Below are 18,373 nucleotides of genomic sequence, written 5' to 3'. Positions count from 1 at the left end.
AATCTAATCTGCGATGCAAGTTTCTCAGCTTGAACTTAGATGGCTCCGCTCGCGACGTATTTGGCAGAATTCGAGCCCTGATTCACATAGGAGAATGCAAATGCTGCGAGAGCACGCTAAGCGATCTCCCACGTCGCGGCCTTCAACGCTGCCGCTTCTGGGTACCTCCAGCCCAGACTGCCGGAGCTTGAAGCTGCGGCGCCCAAGCGCAAGATCCCGCCTCGTGATGTTTCGGCTGAGCCGCGCCACTGTGCTCTTCATCTGCACGAAACATGCTCCACCCCCCGCGCAGCTCTGCGCGTACCCACTGCGGAAAGCGTCATAGTCGTCATCACCTGGTCGACGGAATGGCGGACGCGGAGCATATCGGTCGGAGCAATGACTTGCGCGACATCGGCACCTCGGACGGCGGAAACCAAACCTACCAGCGACACGAAGGCCGACCCGGCATAAACTCCTACGCAGACCAGCACAACCAGGAGGATACCGATGAGCCACTTCATGGAAATGTAGGCAGGTGAGCTTTGTTCCGAGGCTGGCCGAGGCTAGCTAATCGTTAGCAATCGCCAAAGGCGCTCACGAGACCAATCGAAATGAGAACGACGGCAACGCACGTCCATAAGGCTGGCGAGCTGGAAGTGATACTGGCAACAAGGATCCCGACGCCTACAACGACGATGAATATCGAAATCGCATAAGCAACCGCTTTGTCCATCGGTGTGATCGCGGCTTTGTGGCCCTCCGACTCTCTGGATCTCGAAATGTTCCTATTGAGCGGCCGGCTTCAAGCCAAAGGACTGGTGCGGGATTTGACCGGTGATTTCGACGCCCCTCTCGTCCGAGATCCGCCAGGCTGACACTCCGAGACAGACGGTCAGAAATACGGCCGTCACCAACAGCAGCACGGATAAAAAGTGGCTCATGCCTCAACTCCGCAACCCGAGATATAGCCGTGACCGAGCACGTTCGGCGATTCGGAAAAAGCAGACCGGCTGACCTAAAGCAGTTTTCCCATGTTGCAAACTGGTGTTCAAAACTCGGCAGCCTTTTGCCGTCGACTCAATTGCTTCTTGTTCGGATCTCCAGTGGTCGCAAGCTGTCGGCGCGAGGGCAGAACTCGAAACTACGATGGGTCGCACGAAAGCCGAAGACGGGCGTTTTGCTGCGAAGCGGGAGGGGCGCTGCACATAGACGTGGACGTATAAGGCGCTTCTAGAATCGCTCTATGATGGCTCAGCCAGACCTTACGGGGAAAGCAGGGAATGGTTAGGCCCGGCGCGTCTTACCGGACAGCGGCGCGTCGGGCCGCGAGGGCGTAATCGCGCGCAACTACTGAAGAAGAGCAGGGAATTCCGCTTTCGAAGATCACGTCCACCAGACCATCAACGTCCTGCAGGACGGACGGAGTGGGGCGGCGGCCCCGCCAACGCGGCTACAAATGGCGAGGCCGCCTGCGCTCCGGACAGGGGGGCTGGGGCTTGGAGCCCGGACGCCGCTCCATCCTACGCCTGACGAGTGAGAATGATGATTGCGCGGAAGAGGCACCCCTTCAGAGTGTCGTAGCTCCCTAGCAAGTATTTCGATAGCCAAGGGCGGGGCCCGCAGGCGCGCCTCGTTCGAAATCAGATCGGATCTCGGCGCCACGGCGACCGCAGCCTTCGCAGATAACCCGCTCGATGTCCGAAAACCGCACGTAGTCCGGCCAGCTACCGGCCGGCATCGCGACGTTTTGGCTGCATCGCTAGTGCCTAGCAATGAACCACGACGTCGCGCACGCTCATCTCCCGCATCTCGCCGAAGGTGATCTTTTGAGGCCGCATTCCGCATTCAACGCGGTATCGTCACCACATCGCAAATTACAAATCCCTCGGGCTCGGGACGCGCGCGAGCTACTGCACGTCACGGGCGTGAGAAAGCCGCTATCTACTTCTTCAGGAGCAATCCCATCTTCCGCGCCATCCGCTTCACCGCCCGGTATACCGGCCGAGGACTGCCGCAATTTCCGTTGCACGGAGGCGCCGACGCCGAGAATTCCCGCAAGCGCATCTTATTTGGTGGGAGTAATCTGGGGAAGCGCAAGGTTGCCTATCGGGGCATCGATACTCGAGTCGCCCACTATCCATAATGTGGCCGGCGTGCCCACGCCGCAGGATTGATGCGCGCTCGCTCGAATGCGTTTGCGGCCGATGATATCGATTTGCTCTTGCTGGCGGGTTGGCTGGCGCCGCGGCTTGTTTCTCCGGCGAGAGGGCTTATCGCGACCTGAGCAAGAGGCAGTGGCGGCGGATGAAGCTCGCCGCCGAAACCGATGGTGTAGCGCGCGGACGCAGGCGGGACTGGGGCCTCGCGCCCCGCGTAGGCGACAACAAGCTAGATGGACTGACACTGGGAAACGCTTGAAGGTATTCTAACAGCAGCATTGGGCAGAGCAGAAAGGATTAATCTGCCTTATGTATTAGGCACAAACTGCCAAACAGCGGGCCGGCCGCAGCGTCGCGCGGTGACGGTGTGGTTTCGACAACCTCCGGATCATTGCTTCCCGCGTGCCAGCAACGTCCAGACCGGTGACGTGCCGTCCCAGCGCCGAAGCCGCCCGTAGAACCGCACCCGAACCCCGGCTTGTTTCAGCCGCTCGACCACCAGATGCAGTGCGATCACGTCGCCATCTGCCAGCTCCACGCAACCGCGCTTGCGAGACCACACCGCGCCAGGGAAGCGAAACAGGTTGTGCTTCAGCCATCGGCCGCCGCGCTCGGATAGCGGTTGTAGGTCTACCTGTGCGCCTTTCCGAGGCCGCAGGCCGACATCCGGCCGGCGGAGCAAATTCGCGATCCAGCCCACTAAATTCTGCTCCTAAATCGCAACAGCCTTCCGGTACCATCGCAATAGCAGTGCACAGGCCATGTTAACGACGCAAGCCAAAAGACACGAGAGATGCTCCGCCGTTCTCGGGAGCAGATCGGCAAAGGCAGTGCTTCAGCACAAGGTCCGAATATCTGGCGCCCTGAGCTTTCGGAACAATAGCTCTGGCGCTGAGCCGGAATGGCGAAACAAGAAACCCAGCAGCTGCCGATCTGTGCAGCGTGCAACAAGGCTTGGTCGTTATGGATGCAGGTGGTTCGACGGACCGGAGCGATTGCTAGGTTTCGGTGCTCCGGCTGCAGCAAAACTGTTGCGGGACAAGCCGAAGCGAGATCGAGTAAGGGGCTCCGGACTGCCCCCTTCTGCCGAGGTTCGGGTCCTCTCCTCTAATGAGGCGCAACCAAGCTGTCATGCTGAATGCGACTACGCAGGCGGCTCCCAGGACCAGAGCGCATGGCGATCTCTTTGCGCAGTGGTGGCCTCTCCGCGTGGCTGCTCCGGATAGACAACGAAGCAATTCCGCTCGTCCGCCAACAAATTCATTCGGGTACTGGCAGCGAAATCGCCGGTTGACTGTGCGCAGCCGAGAAGCATGACGATGAGGGACGCGGTCCTCCATCAGCGCGGCTCGGGATGAACAGCTTGTAGGTCCGGCTTCCCGCCGCGTTGGTGAAGGTGACAGAGACGAACCTTGTGCAGTCGGGTGCAATACCGCCTCGGACAGTGGGGCGCGCCCGACCGGACTTGGCAGGCTGCACCGAAAGATCTTTCATGCCGCCGAAGGGGGCGCGGCCCTTGTGTCGTTTGACCTACGTGGCTTGCGTCAGGGCCGCTCTCCCTCTCCTCGCACACCTTGGCCTTCAGGTCCGGTGTCGGCGGTTCCAGCCCCGCTGGCCGGACACGCACAGCACCGCCCCTTGTCGCTGCCGGGCCACCATCGCCGCACAGCATCCGCTGCGGGAGGGCCCTGGCCTCGACGAGTTGGCCGGCATGTGTGAGGCGAGCCGCTTCGCGAACATGTCTGGATTCAGCATCGTTTCACCTCGTTGTGTCGGCTAGAGCGGCCTTGACCGCGGGAGTGGTATGAAGGGCTCCGAGCACCGAGACCTAGGCAATTGTGGCGCGGGCCAGCTCGGGCCTAATGACTTGATCGATGGTCGCCGGGCCGAAAACGTTGATGTGCAGCATCTTGCCCTTGCCGCGCCCTTTCGAGATCGACGCGGGCATAATTCCGCAGCCCTAGGTCCAGACTTTTCCGGGCGGTCGACTGTTTGACCACATCCGCGTGCCGCTCGAGCTGGTTGCGGATCGCCGTCCGGATGAAATCTGTGCCATTCGAGTAGAACCGTTCCTTGCGTTTGCAAACGAGTCAAATCTAGCGCAGAATTTTTGTCACCGGGGCTGGCTGCATATTTCACTTGATCCTTTTTATCCGGCTTCATTTGACCACGCGCGGCCGCAGCGATTTAACGTCCCTGCGGCCTTCGTTAACCGGCGGCCATCCACAATATCCGAGGCTCAAAAGCTAGCGCCCCGTTGTAGAGGCAGTGAGAACGCCTCAAGCCGTGCCCCCGCTTTCAGGAAAGTGTCATCAATACTGCCGATCGAAGCTCGCAAGCGCGGCTGCCATGGGCATTTGTCGCTCGAAAATCTTGGCGGCAAAACGATGCCGCTTGCACGAAAGGGTCGGCGTCCGCATTATGCTTTTGCTGGGCGAAGCGAACCTGCCGTGGTTCTGAAGAACCCTGATTCTATTGCGGTAGTCGTGAGCGCCCTCCGGCTTGCTCATGGCGATGAAGCTGCACGAACTATGCTGGTCAGCGGCATGAGCCTGGCCGTGCTAGTAGAGGCGATGTTCTGCGCACCGGTCGAGCGACGCGACCCCCGCTCGATACGTCGCGACTGCCTTTGGACGACTTCGCCATCTCGCCGGAACGCGGCCCGGTCTGGCACCTTCGCTACGTTTACCAAAATCATGGCTCGTTTCGAGTGGTCGACATGGAGATCGCGACGCCAACCGGCACGCTATCCAGTAAAGACGTCTGGCTTCGTCTGCCCGTCTAGCTAGTCGGCACCTCTGCGATGGGGCCGGTGCTGTCGACAATTAGGGAGCGCGCGGTGCCTTGCTTGACGGCGTTGTAGGTCTTTATCTTTTCGGCCGGTGGTTGCTGGATCCGCGAGTAGCTGGCCTCGAAGTGTTTAGACCGGAGACATAGCTGACGCCTGTTCGGACACATCACTGACAGTTTGGCCGCGGGTCAAGTCGATCGATCCGAACTGCCAGCTGGCAAAGAAGATTCCGTAATGGCCATCGCGGGCGAGCGGCCTGATGGCCAGCCGCTCGCCGCAGAAGGCTTGAGAGACTTTCCACATTTGCCCTTTGAAGGCGATGTAGCTCCGGGTGGAGGAGACGGTACGAACGATCTCCCCGGCGTCGTATTGGACCTTCGGCACACGATCCGGCATGGCGCGTAAACTGGGCCGGTAGCGATCGGCCGGGATGCCCATGCCCAAGCTCTCGTGGGGCCGCTCCAGATTGTAGACCGTTCGCCAGCTATCAAGGGCACGCTGGACTTCCCCCAAAGTGCGGAACGTGCGCAGAGCGAACACTTCCGCTTTCAAGCTGCGATGGAAGCGTTCGTTCTTGCCTCGGCCCTGCGGATGACGCGGCCGGGCATGAACCACCCTGACGCCGAGCTTGAGCAGCCACACTTTCAGCGCAGTCCAGCGAACGCCGGACGTGTCGCCCCAGGGAGAACCGTTGTCGAGGTAAAAGGCTTCCGGCAGCCCATAGCGTCGGAAGGTGTCAGTCAGATGCCTCTGCACGTCGGGACGCTGCTCGTTGGCGCACGCCTTCAAACACAGGGCATAGCGGGAGTGGTCATCGACCATGGTTAGCGGATGGCAACGCCTTCCGTCGGCAAGCGGCATGTGACCCTTGAAGTCCATCTGCCAGAGCTGGTTGGGCGCGTCCTTCTCGAACCGGTGGCCTGAAGGGCTCGGCGCGGCTTTCTCGCTCGGCTTGATCCGTTCGTTGCGGCACAGGATCTGATGCACTGTGGAGGGCACCGGCACGCTCTCGCCGCCGCGCTTCAGGCAATGGGCAATCTTGCGAGCTCCCCAAGCCGGATGCTTGTCTCGCATCGCCAGAACCCGCGCCTCGACCTCAGGCTCGCTCCGCTTGGGCATGCTCTTGGGCCGGCGAGACTTATCCGCCAGTTCGTGATCTCCAGCCTGCCAACGCTTCAGCCATTTGTAGCCCACATCAGGACTGATTCCGAACCGTCGGCACAACTCCCGCCGGTTCGCCCCTTCCTGCAACGCAAGCCGAACAAACTCCCGCCGCTGATCCATCACCGACACCTCGTTCCAGGGCATGGAAGGCCTCCCGAATCGACCATTCCAGCCCAGTTTGATGTGTCAGCTATGTCTCCGAACACCTGTCAGTGATCTGTCCGGTCTAAACAGAAGCTTGGCGAGAATCTCCTCCGATTTCAGCCCGAGCCCGGACGAGCACCCCCAAACCAGTGCGCGGGCAGCTACGACGAGTGACTTCCCCGCTTGCGCCCTCGCGGCCATCGAGTTGGCGCGTTAGCCTAGCCGCCGACCGGCCCCGACAACGTCTCCAGACCCGCCTCTATTGCCGCTATGTCGTGCTCGATTTGCGCGATCGACAACCTGCAGTCAAAGCCCGCCCAGGCTTTCAGGTCTCCGGCAAGGCGCCGGCGATGCATCCTCAGATCCTCAAGCGACTGGCGGTCTTTGAGCCTCGCGTAGCCGTCCACAATCAATTCAATCGCACTCGACATAACATACTCCACAAAAAACAATTTGGGCCTAGTCGGATGAGCTTAGTGCAAGCCGCGAGGTCGACGCAACTTCTACACGGGCGTCTCGACGCTAGCGCCCTCGCAGGGGCGCGCTTCAGTTATGGACCCGCCGGTGAGCACTAGAGGTAGAGAGCGCCTTGAACCTCGAAATTTCGGGGCGAATGCCCACCAGGGCCGCGGGAAAATGAATCACGATCGTTGACCGAGTTTGGCTTTTCACCGTCCAACGGCAAACCCTCCGATAACGGATGAGTGATCTTTTTCTAGCTTTTCCCGCGCTGAGGCGTCAAACTTGCTTCCATTGAGGACGTAACGTTTTTCAGGGACATTGCGATGGGAAAACCTGCCGTTTCCCGTGATGCCTTTCGTGGGTTGTTCGCTTTCTATGCGGCGAAGGCTCATCACGACCACAAGCCCGAGGGTGAACGCTCCGTTTTGAAGATGTTCGGATCTGCGGACGATATACCCGATACGTTACTGCAGCAGTGGTCGGACAGAGTTGAGTTGCTCGGCTCCGAAACCTTTGGTCGCTTATTGGATCCACGCGTCCGCCCAATCACGAACGGCAACGCCCAATACGATCATGCGAGCGACTTTCTCCACACGCTGCTGAGAGACCTGGGGCAGAAACTGCAGTGAATCGAATCGCCGCACCACTGTCGCTGCAGTCATCAGACGCGCAGATAGGTATCCTATGCTGTCGATCAAATGCGCAGGGAAAATAGTTCTGGCCCTCAGTCAAGCTCGATCAGTCGGCGCGCTCCGCTAAGGCCCTCGGCTCGTTCAGATCAATATGCGTACGGTGCTGCTCGGGAAGGTGCTGTTGATCTCGGTCAATCAGCTGTCGCCTCTCGGCCTGTGCCATCGCTGAAGTAAGGCCTAGCATGGTGATCGCCGCTGTTGTGGCTAACCATGCGAAGCGGTCCGCTAGAGACATATTTCCTCCTGCGAAATGCCGACCGTTCACTCTCACACGAGAGCATTGGAGACAAGCAAGCTCTATTCTTTGGCTTCCATGAAGTTGATCGAAATATTCGGCAGGTTTTCTAACTTTGAAGCGAATTGTCGGACGATCCTTGCGGAGCTGCACAACCTTCTCGTCCTGTTATGAAGTTCACTGTTTTGCTCGGAGGTTGGTGGGCCGGCTTGGACTTGCCTAGACTGTTCGGCTCAAGTGCACACGGTGTCCATCGCTTCACGCAGAATGTTACTGGACAACTTCTCGCCGATGACTGCAGCAGCGCCACCACTTGGTTCGGTGGCCTCTATGGCGGGAAAGATCAGCATGGCCGCGCGACGCGAGGTGTTGTCGGCGGTGATGTAGCGTTACCCGTCGGCCGACCGGGCGAAGAAGGGGCGCATGCGCGACGAGCTGTGCGCGACGACCGGTCGGCATCGCAAGCATCCGGTGCGCGCACTCCGGCGACGCGCAACGGCTGGACCCGGCTCAGTCGAGGCACCTCGAGAGCGCACCCTAGATGTGGAGGACCCGGTGATGGCGCTGTGGGAGGCGTCGGATCGGGTGTGCGGCAAGCGGCTCAAGTTGATGATCCCGACCTGCTGCCGGCCTCGAGCAACATGGCCGATTGCAGCTTGGCCAAGCGGACCGTGGTCGTGTTCTGGTCATCAGCGCCGCAACCATCGATCGCCTGCTCGTCGATGTGAAGAGCGCGGCGAGCGACGGCGCCGTGCCGGATTCTATTCGGCGACCCGGCGCGAGGTCTCGATCCGCAAGTTCAATGACTGGACAGCCCGGTGCCCGGGTTCTACGAGGTTGACATGGTCGAACATGGCGGCACGTCGGTCGCTGGCCGTTCAGTCAGACCCTGACGATGGTCGATGTCGCCACAGGCCGGACGGAGTGCCTGCCGCTGGTGACTGGGGAACGTTCGCTCGTTGTCGAGGCCGTCAATCCGGCACAGAGCCTCTTCCCTGGGTTCTTGCGCCGGCGGACTTCGACAACGACAGCGCCTTCATGAACGATGTCGTCGTGCGATGGTGTCGCGAATAGAAGCTCGAACCACGCTCCGCGCCTACAAGAAGAACGATCAGGCGTTCGTCGAGCAGAAGAATGGCGCCGTCGTGCATTGCCTGACGCCTGCGGCCGCTTCGATGCGATCGAGGCGACCCGTGGAATTCGGCAAGCGAAATCGACCATAGTCACGCTTATTGATCGGCTCTATCATTTCGCAAGGCAATGGACCGTGGGACTTGAGTGGAGGTCACGGAGCATCTGCTCATTCAGCACGCCCAATGGCTGCGCAAGGCCGAGTGGGAAAAAGTAAAAACGGAGGCAAGAGGGCCGCTGAGTCATTTGCCCGCCAAGTGGCGCGAACGCCAGCATCTTGCCGAGTATCGATAACTAGCAAAAGGACATGGTTCCTTTCTCTCTCCGATCCGTGAAGGACGAGAGCACGGGCATTTGCGTCGAGGAGGCTGAAGCGGCATGTGGTGGAACATTACGGGTGCCGGTGGCGCGAAGTTCCGGACCATCGCCGCGGCACAGCCAAGGCTAGCACGAAAGCCGGCGGTCTTCTATTCCACGCCCACCACGCGCAGTAGCTCGCGCCACTGCGGTGAGCATCGGGAACGTATGGGGTCAATCGCGTGGGCAATGAGGATTGCAACGCTGACGGCGATTACGATTACCAGCAGCCAAGTGATTACGTTCGTCCAGGCATGGAGCTGAACGCGCACAACCGCGCACAGTCAAAAACAACCAGCCGGAAACCTCAGTTCGGCGCTGGGGTGAGGTTTCAACGCAACTGTTGCGTCCGCTGTCGGCCCTATAGGCGGAATGCTAGCAGGAGAGACACCAACAACGCACGCCGCGAGCAAGAGCAAGAAAGTACCCACGGCGCCCCCGAATCGTTAGGGATTGTTGAGTGGGAACTTATCATGCGAGGCGGGCTCCGGCACTCCTTTAGCTAGTGGCATTCTTCCCAGCTTGGGGACGGGGCATTTAGGGGATGAAAATATTTGCAGGCAGTTGCGATACTCTGAAGGGGTGCCTCTTTCGCGCATTCATCATTCTCACTCGTCAGGCGTATGATGGAGCTGCATCCGGGCTCCACGACCGGCCCCCTGTCCGGAGCGCAGGCGGCCTCGCCATTGCCGCCGACTTGGCGGGGCCGCCGCCCACAGGGTCTGTCCTGCAGGACGTTGGTGATCTGTCGACGTGATCATCGCCGCGGTGAAGCAGAATGCTCCGTTCTTCGGTGGCCTCTAATGCGATCGGCTCAAGAAATTTTTTGCGAGGCAATCTGGCCCCCCGCTTGGTGAAGTAGCGGGGAGGACCGCCCGCGTGAACCGGCCGCACGCGCCCCGGCGGAGTCCAAAAACCGGCCCGCAGGGGATGAAGCCCTTGAGGCCGGAGTTTACGCTACGCTGCTCCGGTGCCGGAGCTAGAAACGAACGCCCTCGGATTGCCGGTTGTTCCCCAATTCGTAAAATACGACGCACCGTCTATCTTTTCGCAGATGCTTTCGACGGTGAACTTGCCCGGCGACCACCGGCAAGCAGGTTCCATCGACCGGACTGGAAATGACGAGCTGTGACGATGGCGTATTTCGTTTGGCTTCGCGGCTTGCGGGGTCCAACGAGGTGTTGCGGCACAACGTTGACGTTTACCGCCGCCGAGCTGAGGTCAAACTCCCAGGCTTTCGCGAACTCACGGATGCTAAGGCTGACGAGCCGCTGGGCCGGCCGGCCAAGAGGTATCCGCTCGACCGTACTCCTGAGGGCTGACGCCAGAACGCAGCAGGCCAGGAGCTCAACACGAGCAGATGCACTCGCCGGAAAATTTTAGGAGCTCCGATTGGACATGGCGCCCGATCCTGACCATGATCATTCTGTCATCGGCAGCGCCAAAGAAAACCGCCGACCTTGGATGGGCCAGCCGAACGAAAAATAGCACAATGGGACGTTCGACACGCACCCTACTCATAATACTCGGCTTGATCGCCGGATGGGTCACGCTCAGTATCATTACCTTCGATGACGCTCCGACGCTCCTTACCAGACTCAACTAAGGTCGGAAATCGAGAGAAACTCCCGCCGACTTTGTGAGCCGGCGGGAGTTTTGACGATGATGTTGGCGGTCGGCGGGCACTGACCGCCAAGATTACTTACCAGAGTCGTACCTGGGGTGGCCTTCTCGTCAGATGCCGGAAATTGCCTTGTTGGCAATGGTGAGCCACATGGTCAGCCCGTAGCAGCCGAGGTGAAGATAAGGCAAGGCGCATCGCTCATCGGCAACCCACGTCGGAGGCTATGGCCCTCGGCTAGGTAGTGCCATTCTTCCCGACCTTGGAAACCGCTTCGATCAGGACCGGACACTTTTATATTCCTTAGCATCGCCCGCAATAGTACCGCGAAGCTCGCTGCATTCGCCGACGTCAAAGAACCACCTGGTCGAGCCAATGGCGACGATTACTTTGCATCTGGGGCACGGCACCTGCATTCGCCCAATATGCACCTACAAGTGTTCTGTTTCCAGTCAGAAAACGGGTAATGGAAAAGCGGGCGCGCTGAGCCGGTCCACGTGCGGTAGAATAGCCGCTTCGCCCGTGCCAAATCGGCCCTGTGCCGCCGGGAGGTCCGCACCCAATCCGCAGCACAGGGCCGAGTGGGCTGCTCACCCCGAGCAGACCGGCGTCATAATGCGCTACGTTGCCGGGCGGGCGCACTAGGACGAAAGGAGCATTCGAGAGCCGGGCTTTGGGGGCTTTTGAGGGTTGCGACAACTTTCCGCACCTTCTGTAGCGGCTAGCTCCGCCCATCTCGCAATCTGTTCATCGCGCTCGAGCATTTCCGGGGGAACGCAAAGACCCGAGATCCGAGTGAGGTCGGAGCTGGGGTCCAAGCGTACCAGAAAGGTCGCTCGGGTGTGCGACGTCCGAACAGGGACGGCCTGAGCTTCAGCTCCTAGTTTATCGTTGCGATTACGGATCGGCACCCGCGACGCGCAGTTGTTAGTGCAGGTCGTCGAGACATACTAGGAAGGGATTATTTGCGGGCCGCTTTGATGCGGCATGCGCGCTCGCCGTCGATACGCAAAATGGGCCGGCCATTATCCGCCCCGCAGCCCTGCTGAATGGCTGGCCGACGGCCATGTGACATGCAGCATTCAGTGCCCCAACTGCCGCTGCCGTCGAAGGGCCGACGTGCGGCTCGATGTTCTCCCGCAGGATCAGCCGTAGTCGCGCATCGGCTTGCGTATGGTCTGCTCGGCATGCGGCGCCGCAGGATCTGTGCATATCGGCCTGAACTGGCATGACACTCGCGGGCAAGTCAGGCCAACAACTGAAGCTGGGTGCATCAGAGGAAAAAATTGGGCGAGAGCCGCGCGCCTATCCGCGGGTTCTCCCAAAGTACCAAAACCCCGATAGACCGTCGGAGACTTGGGCCGGCCGCGGTAAGCAGCCGCGGTGGGTAACTGCTCAACTCAAATCTGGAAAAGTTCAAGGACTTGTAGATCCGACCTTCGTCTGATCGGAAGCCGGTTGCCCGCGAAGTCGGCGGAACTCTAATCCAGCATTGAAGGATCTTAGCCTGGCCGCCGAATTTGGAATTTGCAAGTCGCGTGGGGCCTTCGGCTCAGTAGTTCGCTCAGGCAGAAGCTTATGCAGCAGTTGTTCGGCCTGTTCCCTCGTCAATCTGGCCGCGAGCTCTGTTCCGATCAGCGCGGGGGCCTTGCGCTCCCTGTCGTAGATCATCCACCCGATGCCACCCATCCGAACGAAAAATCTGCTCTCCCGGACCGCTTGGTTAGCCAACATCACGAGCTCCATCGGCTGCCAGATCAACACGCATCACTGAACCACCCCGGCATGCATTCAAGCATGTGAATCGCTCGGGAAGAAGCGGTAATTTTCCTTCTAGAGTAGGGTACACGGAGGACTCCAAGAAAGCGGCGCCCCCTATCTCTTTGCCATGTTGAAGGTGTTCGAGTTCTGCCTGACACGGCAGCGAAAGCCGTGCCTGTCGGCCCCGACTGGATTCACGAATCAAACATGACGGCTATCATCGCCTGCGCGTCGAGCGCGACCGGTCGCAGTTCCACGCGTATGCGGGGCTGCGAGCTTTGCTTACAGCCATGAGGCTCTTGGGTGAGCACCCCGAATGCGGGCTGTTCAGGTGCGACGATGGCGCCCTTGTCAGCACGGATGCCCTTGATACTCGGCCCCCCCGGCCTCAAGTAGTCGCGCTGTCGCGGCAGATCGAGTGACCCGCAGGCGGCCCCGCCGGCCACGGAGGTTGGGGGCTGTTGCAGGAGCAAAAACGCCGCCCGCTTAAATCTATCGCGGACCGCGGCATTCCAGCCGCGGGTGGGATGGCAAAGATCCCGGTATAGACTAGTGTGAATGGATTAGCCGAAGGTTCAACCGGACACCGACAAAAAAGGACCGAAGGGCACGCGATGATGGCGGAGGAGCTTTCCCTCTCTGTCTTTACGATTGAGGTCGATCGAAAGCCGGTCGTCGCATTCGCGGCCAGAAAATATTCCGAAGCCGAGACGCTCTGTGCGGACCAAAGAATACGCGACAAGCTCAGTTCGGCGCAATCGGGCGGCAAACCTCTTTGCGACGAACTGGCAACCTTGCGCGTTCGATTAGCCAATCCGGACGAAAAGAACCGCTACTGAGAGCGGACCTCCGCGCGATCTGCAGATGCTGGTCTGCCCGTATATTTGGTCGACCTAGATTGATAATCGGTTTGATCGCAGGCCCGACGACATGCGGCTGTCGAACATTGAACCAAGAATGCGAGATCGGATCAGGCTCTCATAGTCGCGAGCATTTGCGCGGAGGACCAACGCGTAAACGAGTTCGGGCCTGAGACGAAGACTGTCGCCGTCATTGGGTCCACCAGCTTGCCGTATTCTTTTGTCCCCAAATGGGGATTGCGGCATCGCTCTCTTTTCATCCAAGGTTGCTTGATCGGAGCCCACATCGATCGGTGATGGGCATCAAGCCAAACCCGAAATCTGCGACGTCCATGACGAGTCGCAATGCGACCCGCGTCGCGCATTTCCATGCAAAGGGAGCGGAGACTATGGCACTCATCAATGGAACAGCAGGCGACGATCCGCTGGTTGGCACGGCTGCGGACGATCAGATCAACGGCCTGCAAGGCAACGACAGCATCAGCGCTCTCGACGGAAACGATACCGTAAGCGGCGGCCCGGGCAACGATGTCATAGATGGCGGTGCCGGCAATGATACCCTGGATGGAAATGCCGGTGTCGATACGATTACCGGTGGCGATGGCGATGACACGATCAATGGCGGCGCGGGCGACGATACGCTGAACGGAAATGCCGGCGTGGACACCATCCATGGAAACGCGGGCATTGATGCAATCGATGGTGGAACCGGCGACGATCACCTGTTTGGTGACGCCGGCGACGACAGCATCCACGGCGGGGACGGCAACGATGATGTCCATGGCGGCGCGGGTGCCGACGCCCTGTGGGGCGACGCCGGCGAGGATACCTTGAGCGGCGACGCCGGTAATGACGTATTGAACGGCGGCGGCGGTAACGACGTACTCAACGGCGGCCTCGGGGATGACACTCTGAATGGCGACGCCGGCAACGACACGCTGAACGGCGGACTTGGCAATGACCTGCTGAATGGCGGTGCGGGGGTCGACATCCTGAACGGTGGTGCCGGCGCCGATACGCTGAACGGTGGCGACGGCAACGACACCATGCACGGCGGTGCCGGCGATGATCTCATGGACGGCGGCGCGGGCAACGATACGATGTTCGGTGATGCCGGAGACGACCTCATGGCCGGCGGTGCGGGCAACGACACCATGAGCGGCGGTGACGGCGATGACGAACTCAGCGGCGGAGCCGGCAACGATACGCTCAACGGCGACGCCGGAGACGATACCCTGGCCGGCGGCGACGGCACCGACGTCCTGAATGGTGGAGATGGGGCCGACTCACTGTCGGGAGAGGCCGGCAACGACACCCTGAATGGCGATGCCGGCGATGACGAGTTGAGCGGCGGCAACGGCGCCGATGTCCTCAGCGGCGGGCTTGGCGACGATGTCCTGACGGGCGGCGCAGGCACCGATACGCACAATTTCGGTGACGGCACGGCGACCAACTTCGGCAATGATGAGGTCACCGATCTCAGTGCTGCTGACGGCGATGTCGTTCACGTCGATGCTCCGCCAAGCTTTGACCCGGCCACGGTCGTCGTGGACGACGACGGCACCAACACCGTGCTTGATTTCGGCTTCGGCACTATCCAGCTCGACGGCGTCTCGGGCGGTGCGACACCGTTCGAGTCCATCGATGACATCAACAATGCCGCCGGTTATACGGCGATCGAGGTTGTTTAGCGCCGACTAGCAGCGGGGCGGCTATCAGGCCGCCCCGCCGTCTGCATGTTTTGAGTCAGTGATAGTGTCGGCCAGTTATGTATTCGCGTAACCGTGGGGCGATCCCAGCATCTGGCCAAAGATTGCTGGTGACCTTGATTCCGGGACGATTCGCGTTGATGTGGATCGTGTGTTTCAGCGTGTGCGTAAACATGCTGCTGCTGGTCGTACCTTTCTATTCCATCGAAGTGTTCGACCGTGTGCTCAGCAGCGGTAGCGTTGAGACGCTTGTCGGCCTCACCGTCATCGCCGTGGGCGCTCTCGCCTTCAGCGCCGCCTTCGACACGTTTCGTAACCGACTGTTGAGCCGGTTCGCGGTTGGGTTTGAGCATTGCCTCGCTCCGATCATCCTTGAGGGCAGCATTATCGGCACGGCGCCGGGCGACGGCCGGCAGCTTGATCTCGTCAAGCTTCGCGAGTTGAGAACTTTCCTGTCGAGCGGGACCGTCACATCGCTGATAGATGCTCCATTCCTCCCGGTGTTCATTCTCATCCTGTTTTTCCTGCACCCCTGGTATGGCGTCATAGTACTGATTGGGGTGGGGGTCTTGTTGGCGATGGGTGTTGCAAGCCACTGGATCGCGCGCGGGGAAATTGCGCAGGCTTCGCAAGCCGCGTTGAAGACGCAGGCGATGCTCGATGGAATCGTCCGTCACTCCAGCGTGGTGCGGGCGATGGGCTGGACCCGAGGCGCCATCCGCGCCTTCATGAGCCTCAATGACGAAGCCCTATCTCCGGTCGTGCGGGCCAGCGAACGCATCTACACGATTGCGGCCGCCGCGCGAATGGTCAGGACGATTCTGCAGATTGCCGCGATCGGCGCCGGTGCCTGGCTCGTGCTCCGGAACGAGGTGCTCTCCGGCAGTCTGATCGCGAGTTCAATCCTGATAGCTCGCACATTGCAGCCCATGGAAGGGTTGGTCTCGGCTTGGCGCGCGTTGGCATCTGCGCAGGACGCCTGGACGCAAGTCAGCAACGCTGCGATGCCGGTTCTTGCACGTGCGCAGAAGACGTTGCTTCCGCCGCCATCCGGCATTCTCCAGGTCGAACGGGTGACATTCCGGATTGGCGGGACGCAGCGTCCCATTCTCGCGGGCATATCATTTCAATGCCGGCCATCCGAACTTGTCGTCGTGATCGGACCGACCGGCGCTGGAAAATCCACATTGCTGCGCTTGATGGCAGGCCTCGAGCGGCCGAGCAGCGGTACAATCCGGCTGGACCACGCAGCACTCCATACCTGGGATGCCGACCAGCTTGGGCAATTCATCGGCTACCTTCCCCAGGACGTGCAGCTCTTGGGTGGAACGGTGGCCGAAGCCATTGCCGGGTTTGATGAATGCGCAAGGGACGAGGCTATCGTCGCCGCGGCCATGCTCGCGCAGGCGCATGAAATGATCCTGTCCCTTCCGGCCGGCTATCAGACCGAGATCGGCCGCGACGGCAGCAGGCTATCTGGCGGCCAGCGTCAGCGCATTGGTCTTGCACGCGCTTTCTTCGGCGATCGCAAATTGATCCTGTTGGATGAGCCCAATGCCAATCTCGACCCGGACGGCGAAGAAGCGTTGTGCTCCGCCATTCAATCAGCCAAAGCACGCGGCGCAGCATCGGTCATCGTCACCCACCGGCCGCGGCTGTTGACCATCGCCGATGCTGTGCTGCTGTTGAGGGACGGCAACCAGATCACCTTCGGACCGCCATTTGAAGTTCTTCGCGCCCAGCGGCCGGCACCGGTACCGGGTTCGGCTGGGCTCCCTCGCAATGTCGAACCTCAGAAGCTGCCAGGCAGGAGGATCCTTCCATGACGCAGACCGGTCATGCTGTTGCCGGCCTCGGCTCGAAGACGTGGCCGACGGAGCAGCCGCGATCTGACATGCGACGGATCATCGCATGGGGTTGTGTGCTGCTCGTCCTGCAATTTTGCGGCTTCGGCTTGTGGGCAACCACGGTTCCGCTCCGCGGCGCCGTCGTAGCACCAGGATTCATCAAGGTCCATTCAAAGCGCAAGGCGGTGCAACATCTGGAAGGCGGAATCATCAAATCGATCTATGTTCGGGAGAACGATCACGTCGAAGCCGGTCAACTCATTGCACGGCTCGACACCGCGCAGATCGAAGCGACCCTTGGTTCCCTCGAAACAAAGTTCTTTGCTGACCTAGCGATGGAGGCCCGGCTGGCGGCGGAGCAAGACGCCGCAAAGTCAATCCGGTTTCCGGCCGAATTGCGGGAAAGTGCGACCCGTCTCTCCGCACGTATCGCCATTCAAACCCAGGAGGCTGAATTTGCCGCGCGACTGGCCGCGATTGAAAACGAGCGCAAGGTGATCGATCAGCAGATGCTCCAAAACGCGGACGCCATCCGCGGCCTGGAGAGCAACACTCAAGGACTTGAACAGCAACTCAAACTGCTGCGAGAAGAGATAGCCGACACGAGCTATCTCCTCGCAAAGGGCCTCGCCCGCAAACCACGCGTGTTGGCGTTACAACGCGCGGAAGCCGAGGCTGCCGGCCAGGTCGATCGCAATGCCGCATCGATTTCGGAGATGCAGGGCAAGATCTCGGAGTTGCAGGACAGACGCCGGCAGCTAGGGTTCAACCAAAATCAGGATATCGCCAAACAGCGGCATGCGACGAGCGAGGAAATCGGTGACCTCAGACATCGAATTGCCGCGTTGCGTGCCCAGCTTGTCCGGTCCGAATTGCGTGCCCCGGAAAGTGGAAGGATCGTCGGCCTCAACAGCAGGGACCTCAATGCCGTGCTTGGACCTCGAGAAACCCTTTTGGAAATCGTTCCGACGCAAGATCGGCTTGTCATCGAGGCGACATTGAAGCCTGCCGATCGGGAAGAGGTCTATGTCGGACAGATGACGCGTGTGCGGGTTCACGCGCTGAACGTTCGTCGCCGGCCGATGCTCGAGGGAAGGGTCGTCGGCGTTGCGGCAGACGCGCTGACCGACACCCGTTCCGGCGAGAGCTCCTATTTGGCCGAGGTTGAGCTGGACCCCAACGCGCCGACGGCCTCCTACATCTCCACATTGATGCCCGGAATGCCTGTCGAGATATTTGTCGAGACGGGGGAACGAACCTTTGCGGAATATCTTTTGCAGCCGATGACGCTACGGATCAACCGTGCGTTCAGGGAGAATTAAGCGCTGGTGAGGGGTAGGCCGGCCTACCAGGGAGGCGACCGTGCATGAGTGCAGTAAGGCACTACCGTCCGCACAGGATGATTTTCGTTCCGGTTGCGTCGAGCGCGCCTCGAAGCAAGGCAATGACGGATGTGGT

The 18,373-nt window shown here is 60.3% G+C and carries 10 protein-coding genes and 2 pseudogenes; 6 read left to right on the top strand and 6 right to left on the bottom strand.

The window, feature by feature from the left end; translation table 11 throughout:
- Positions 1 to 257 precede the first annotated feature (257 nt).
- The 5 genes and pseudogenes from IVA88_RS28310 to IVA88_RS28290 form a co-directional block, all read right to left on the bottom strand.
- The gene (locus tag IVA88_RS28310) at positions 258 to 503 is read right to left on the bottom strand and encodes a DUF2939 domain-containing protein (protein ID WP_247500500.1); all 246 of its coding nucleotides are present in this window, start codon (positions 501 to 503) and stop codon (positions 258 to 260) included.
- Positions 504 to 2,529: 2,026 nt separating this feature from the next.
- Entirely contained in the window at positions 2,530 to 2,841 is a 312-nt protein-coding gene (locus IVA88_RS28305) for a hypothetical protein (RefSeq protein ID WP_247500499.1), read from the bottom strand.
- Positions 2,842 to 3,900: 1,059 nt separating this feature from the next.
- Positions 3,901 to 4,216: pseudogene (locus tag IVA88_RS28300) on the bottom strand (CopG family transcriptional regulator); the annotation flags it as partial.
- Between the two features lie 845 nt (positions 4,217 to 5,061).
- Positions 5,062 to 6,240, bottom strand: coding sequence for an IS481 family transposase (locus IVA88_RS28295; protein ID WP_247500498.1), 1,179 nt, complete (start codon positions 6,238 to 6,240; stop codon positions 5,062 to 5,064).
- Positions 6,241 to 6,458: 218 nt separating this feature from the next.
- On the bottom strand, positions 6,459 to 6,671 hold the full coding sequence (locus IVA88_RS28290; RefSeq protein ID WP_247500497.1) for a hypothetical protein: 213 nt from the start codon (positions 6,669 to 6,671) through the stop codon (positions 6,459 to 6,461).
- A 354-nt stretch (positions 6,672 to 7,025) separates the two neighbouring features.
- Here IVA88_RS28290 and IVA88_RS28285 point away from each other — a divergent pair, with 354 nt between their 5' ends.
- On the top strand, positions 7,026 to 7,331 hold the full coding sequence (locus IVA88_RS28285; RefSeq protein WP_247500496.1) for a hypothetical protein: 306 nt from the start codon (positions 7,026 to 7,028) through the stop codon (positions 7,329 to 7,331).
- Positions 7,332 to 8,600: 1,269 nt separating this feature from the next.
- Here IVA88_RS28285 and IVA88_RS28280 read toward each other — a convergent pair.
- Complete coding sequence (locus IVA88_RS28280) at positions 8,601 to 8,780, bottom strand: hypothetical protein (RefSeq protein WP_247500495.1); 180 nt, start codon at positions 8,778 to 8,780, stop codon at positions 8,601 to 8,603.
- A 3,210-nt stretch (positions 8,781 to 11,990) separates the two neighbouring features.
- Between IVA88_RS28280 and IVA88_RS28275 the strand changes: the two are divergent.
- The 5 genes and pseudogenes from IVA88_RS28275 to IVA88_RS28255 form a co-directional block, all read left to right on the top strand.
- Positions 11,991 to 12,185 (top strand): annotated as a pseudogene (locus tag IVA88_RS28275) (H-NS histone family protein); the annotation flags it as partial.
- A gap of 928 nt (positions 12,186 to 13,113) precedes the next feature.
- Entirely contained in the window at positions 13,114 to 13,338 is a 225-nt protein-coding gene (locus IVA88_RS28270; RefSeq protein ID WP_247500494.1) for a hypothetical protein, read from the top strand.
- Between the two features lie 410 nt (positions 13,339 to 13,748).
- Positions 13,749 to 15,050, top strand: coding sequence for a calcium-binding protein (locus IVA88_RS28265; RefSeq protein WP_247500493.1), 1,302 nt, complete (start codon positions 13,749 to 13,751; stop codon positions 15,048 to 15,050).
- 128 nt (positions 15,051 to 15,178) lie between these two features.
- Entirely contained in the window at positions 15,179 to 16,894 is a 1,716-nt protein-coding gene (locus tag IVA88_RS28260; protein ID WP_247501212.1) for a type I secretion system permease/ATPase, read from the top strand.
- Positions 16,891 to 18,237 (top strand): HlyD family type I secretion periplasmic adaptor subunit, encoded by a 1,347-nt coding sequence (locus tag IVA88_RS28255; protein ID WP_247500492.1) that lies wholly within the window; start codon positions 16,891 to 16,893, stop codon positions 18,235 to 18,237. The genes IVA88_RS28260 and IVA88_RS28255 overlap by 4 nt, the downstream gene beginning before the upstream one ends.
- Positions 18,238 to 18,373: the final 136 nt, after the last annotated feature.

The organism is Bradyrhizobium sp. 149 (assembly GCF_023073915.1).
Taxonomy (GTDB): Bacteria; Pseudomonadota; Alphaproteobacteria; order Rhizobiales; family Xanthobacteraceae; genus Bradyrhizobium.
This window is presented reverse-complemented; position numbering and strand designations above follow the sequence as displayed.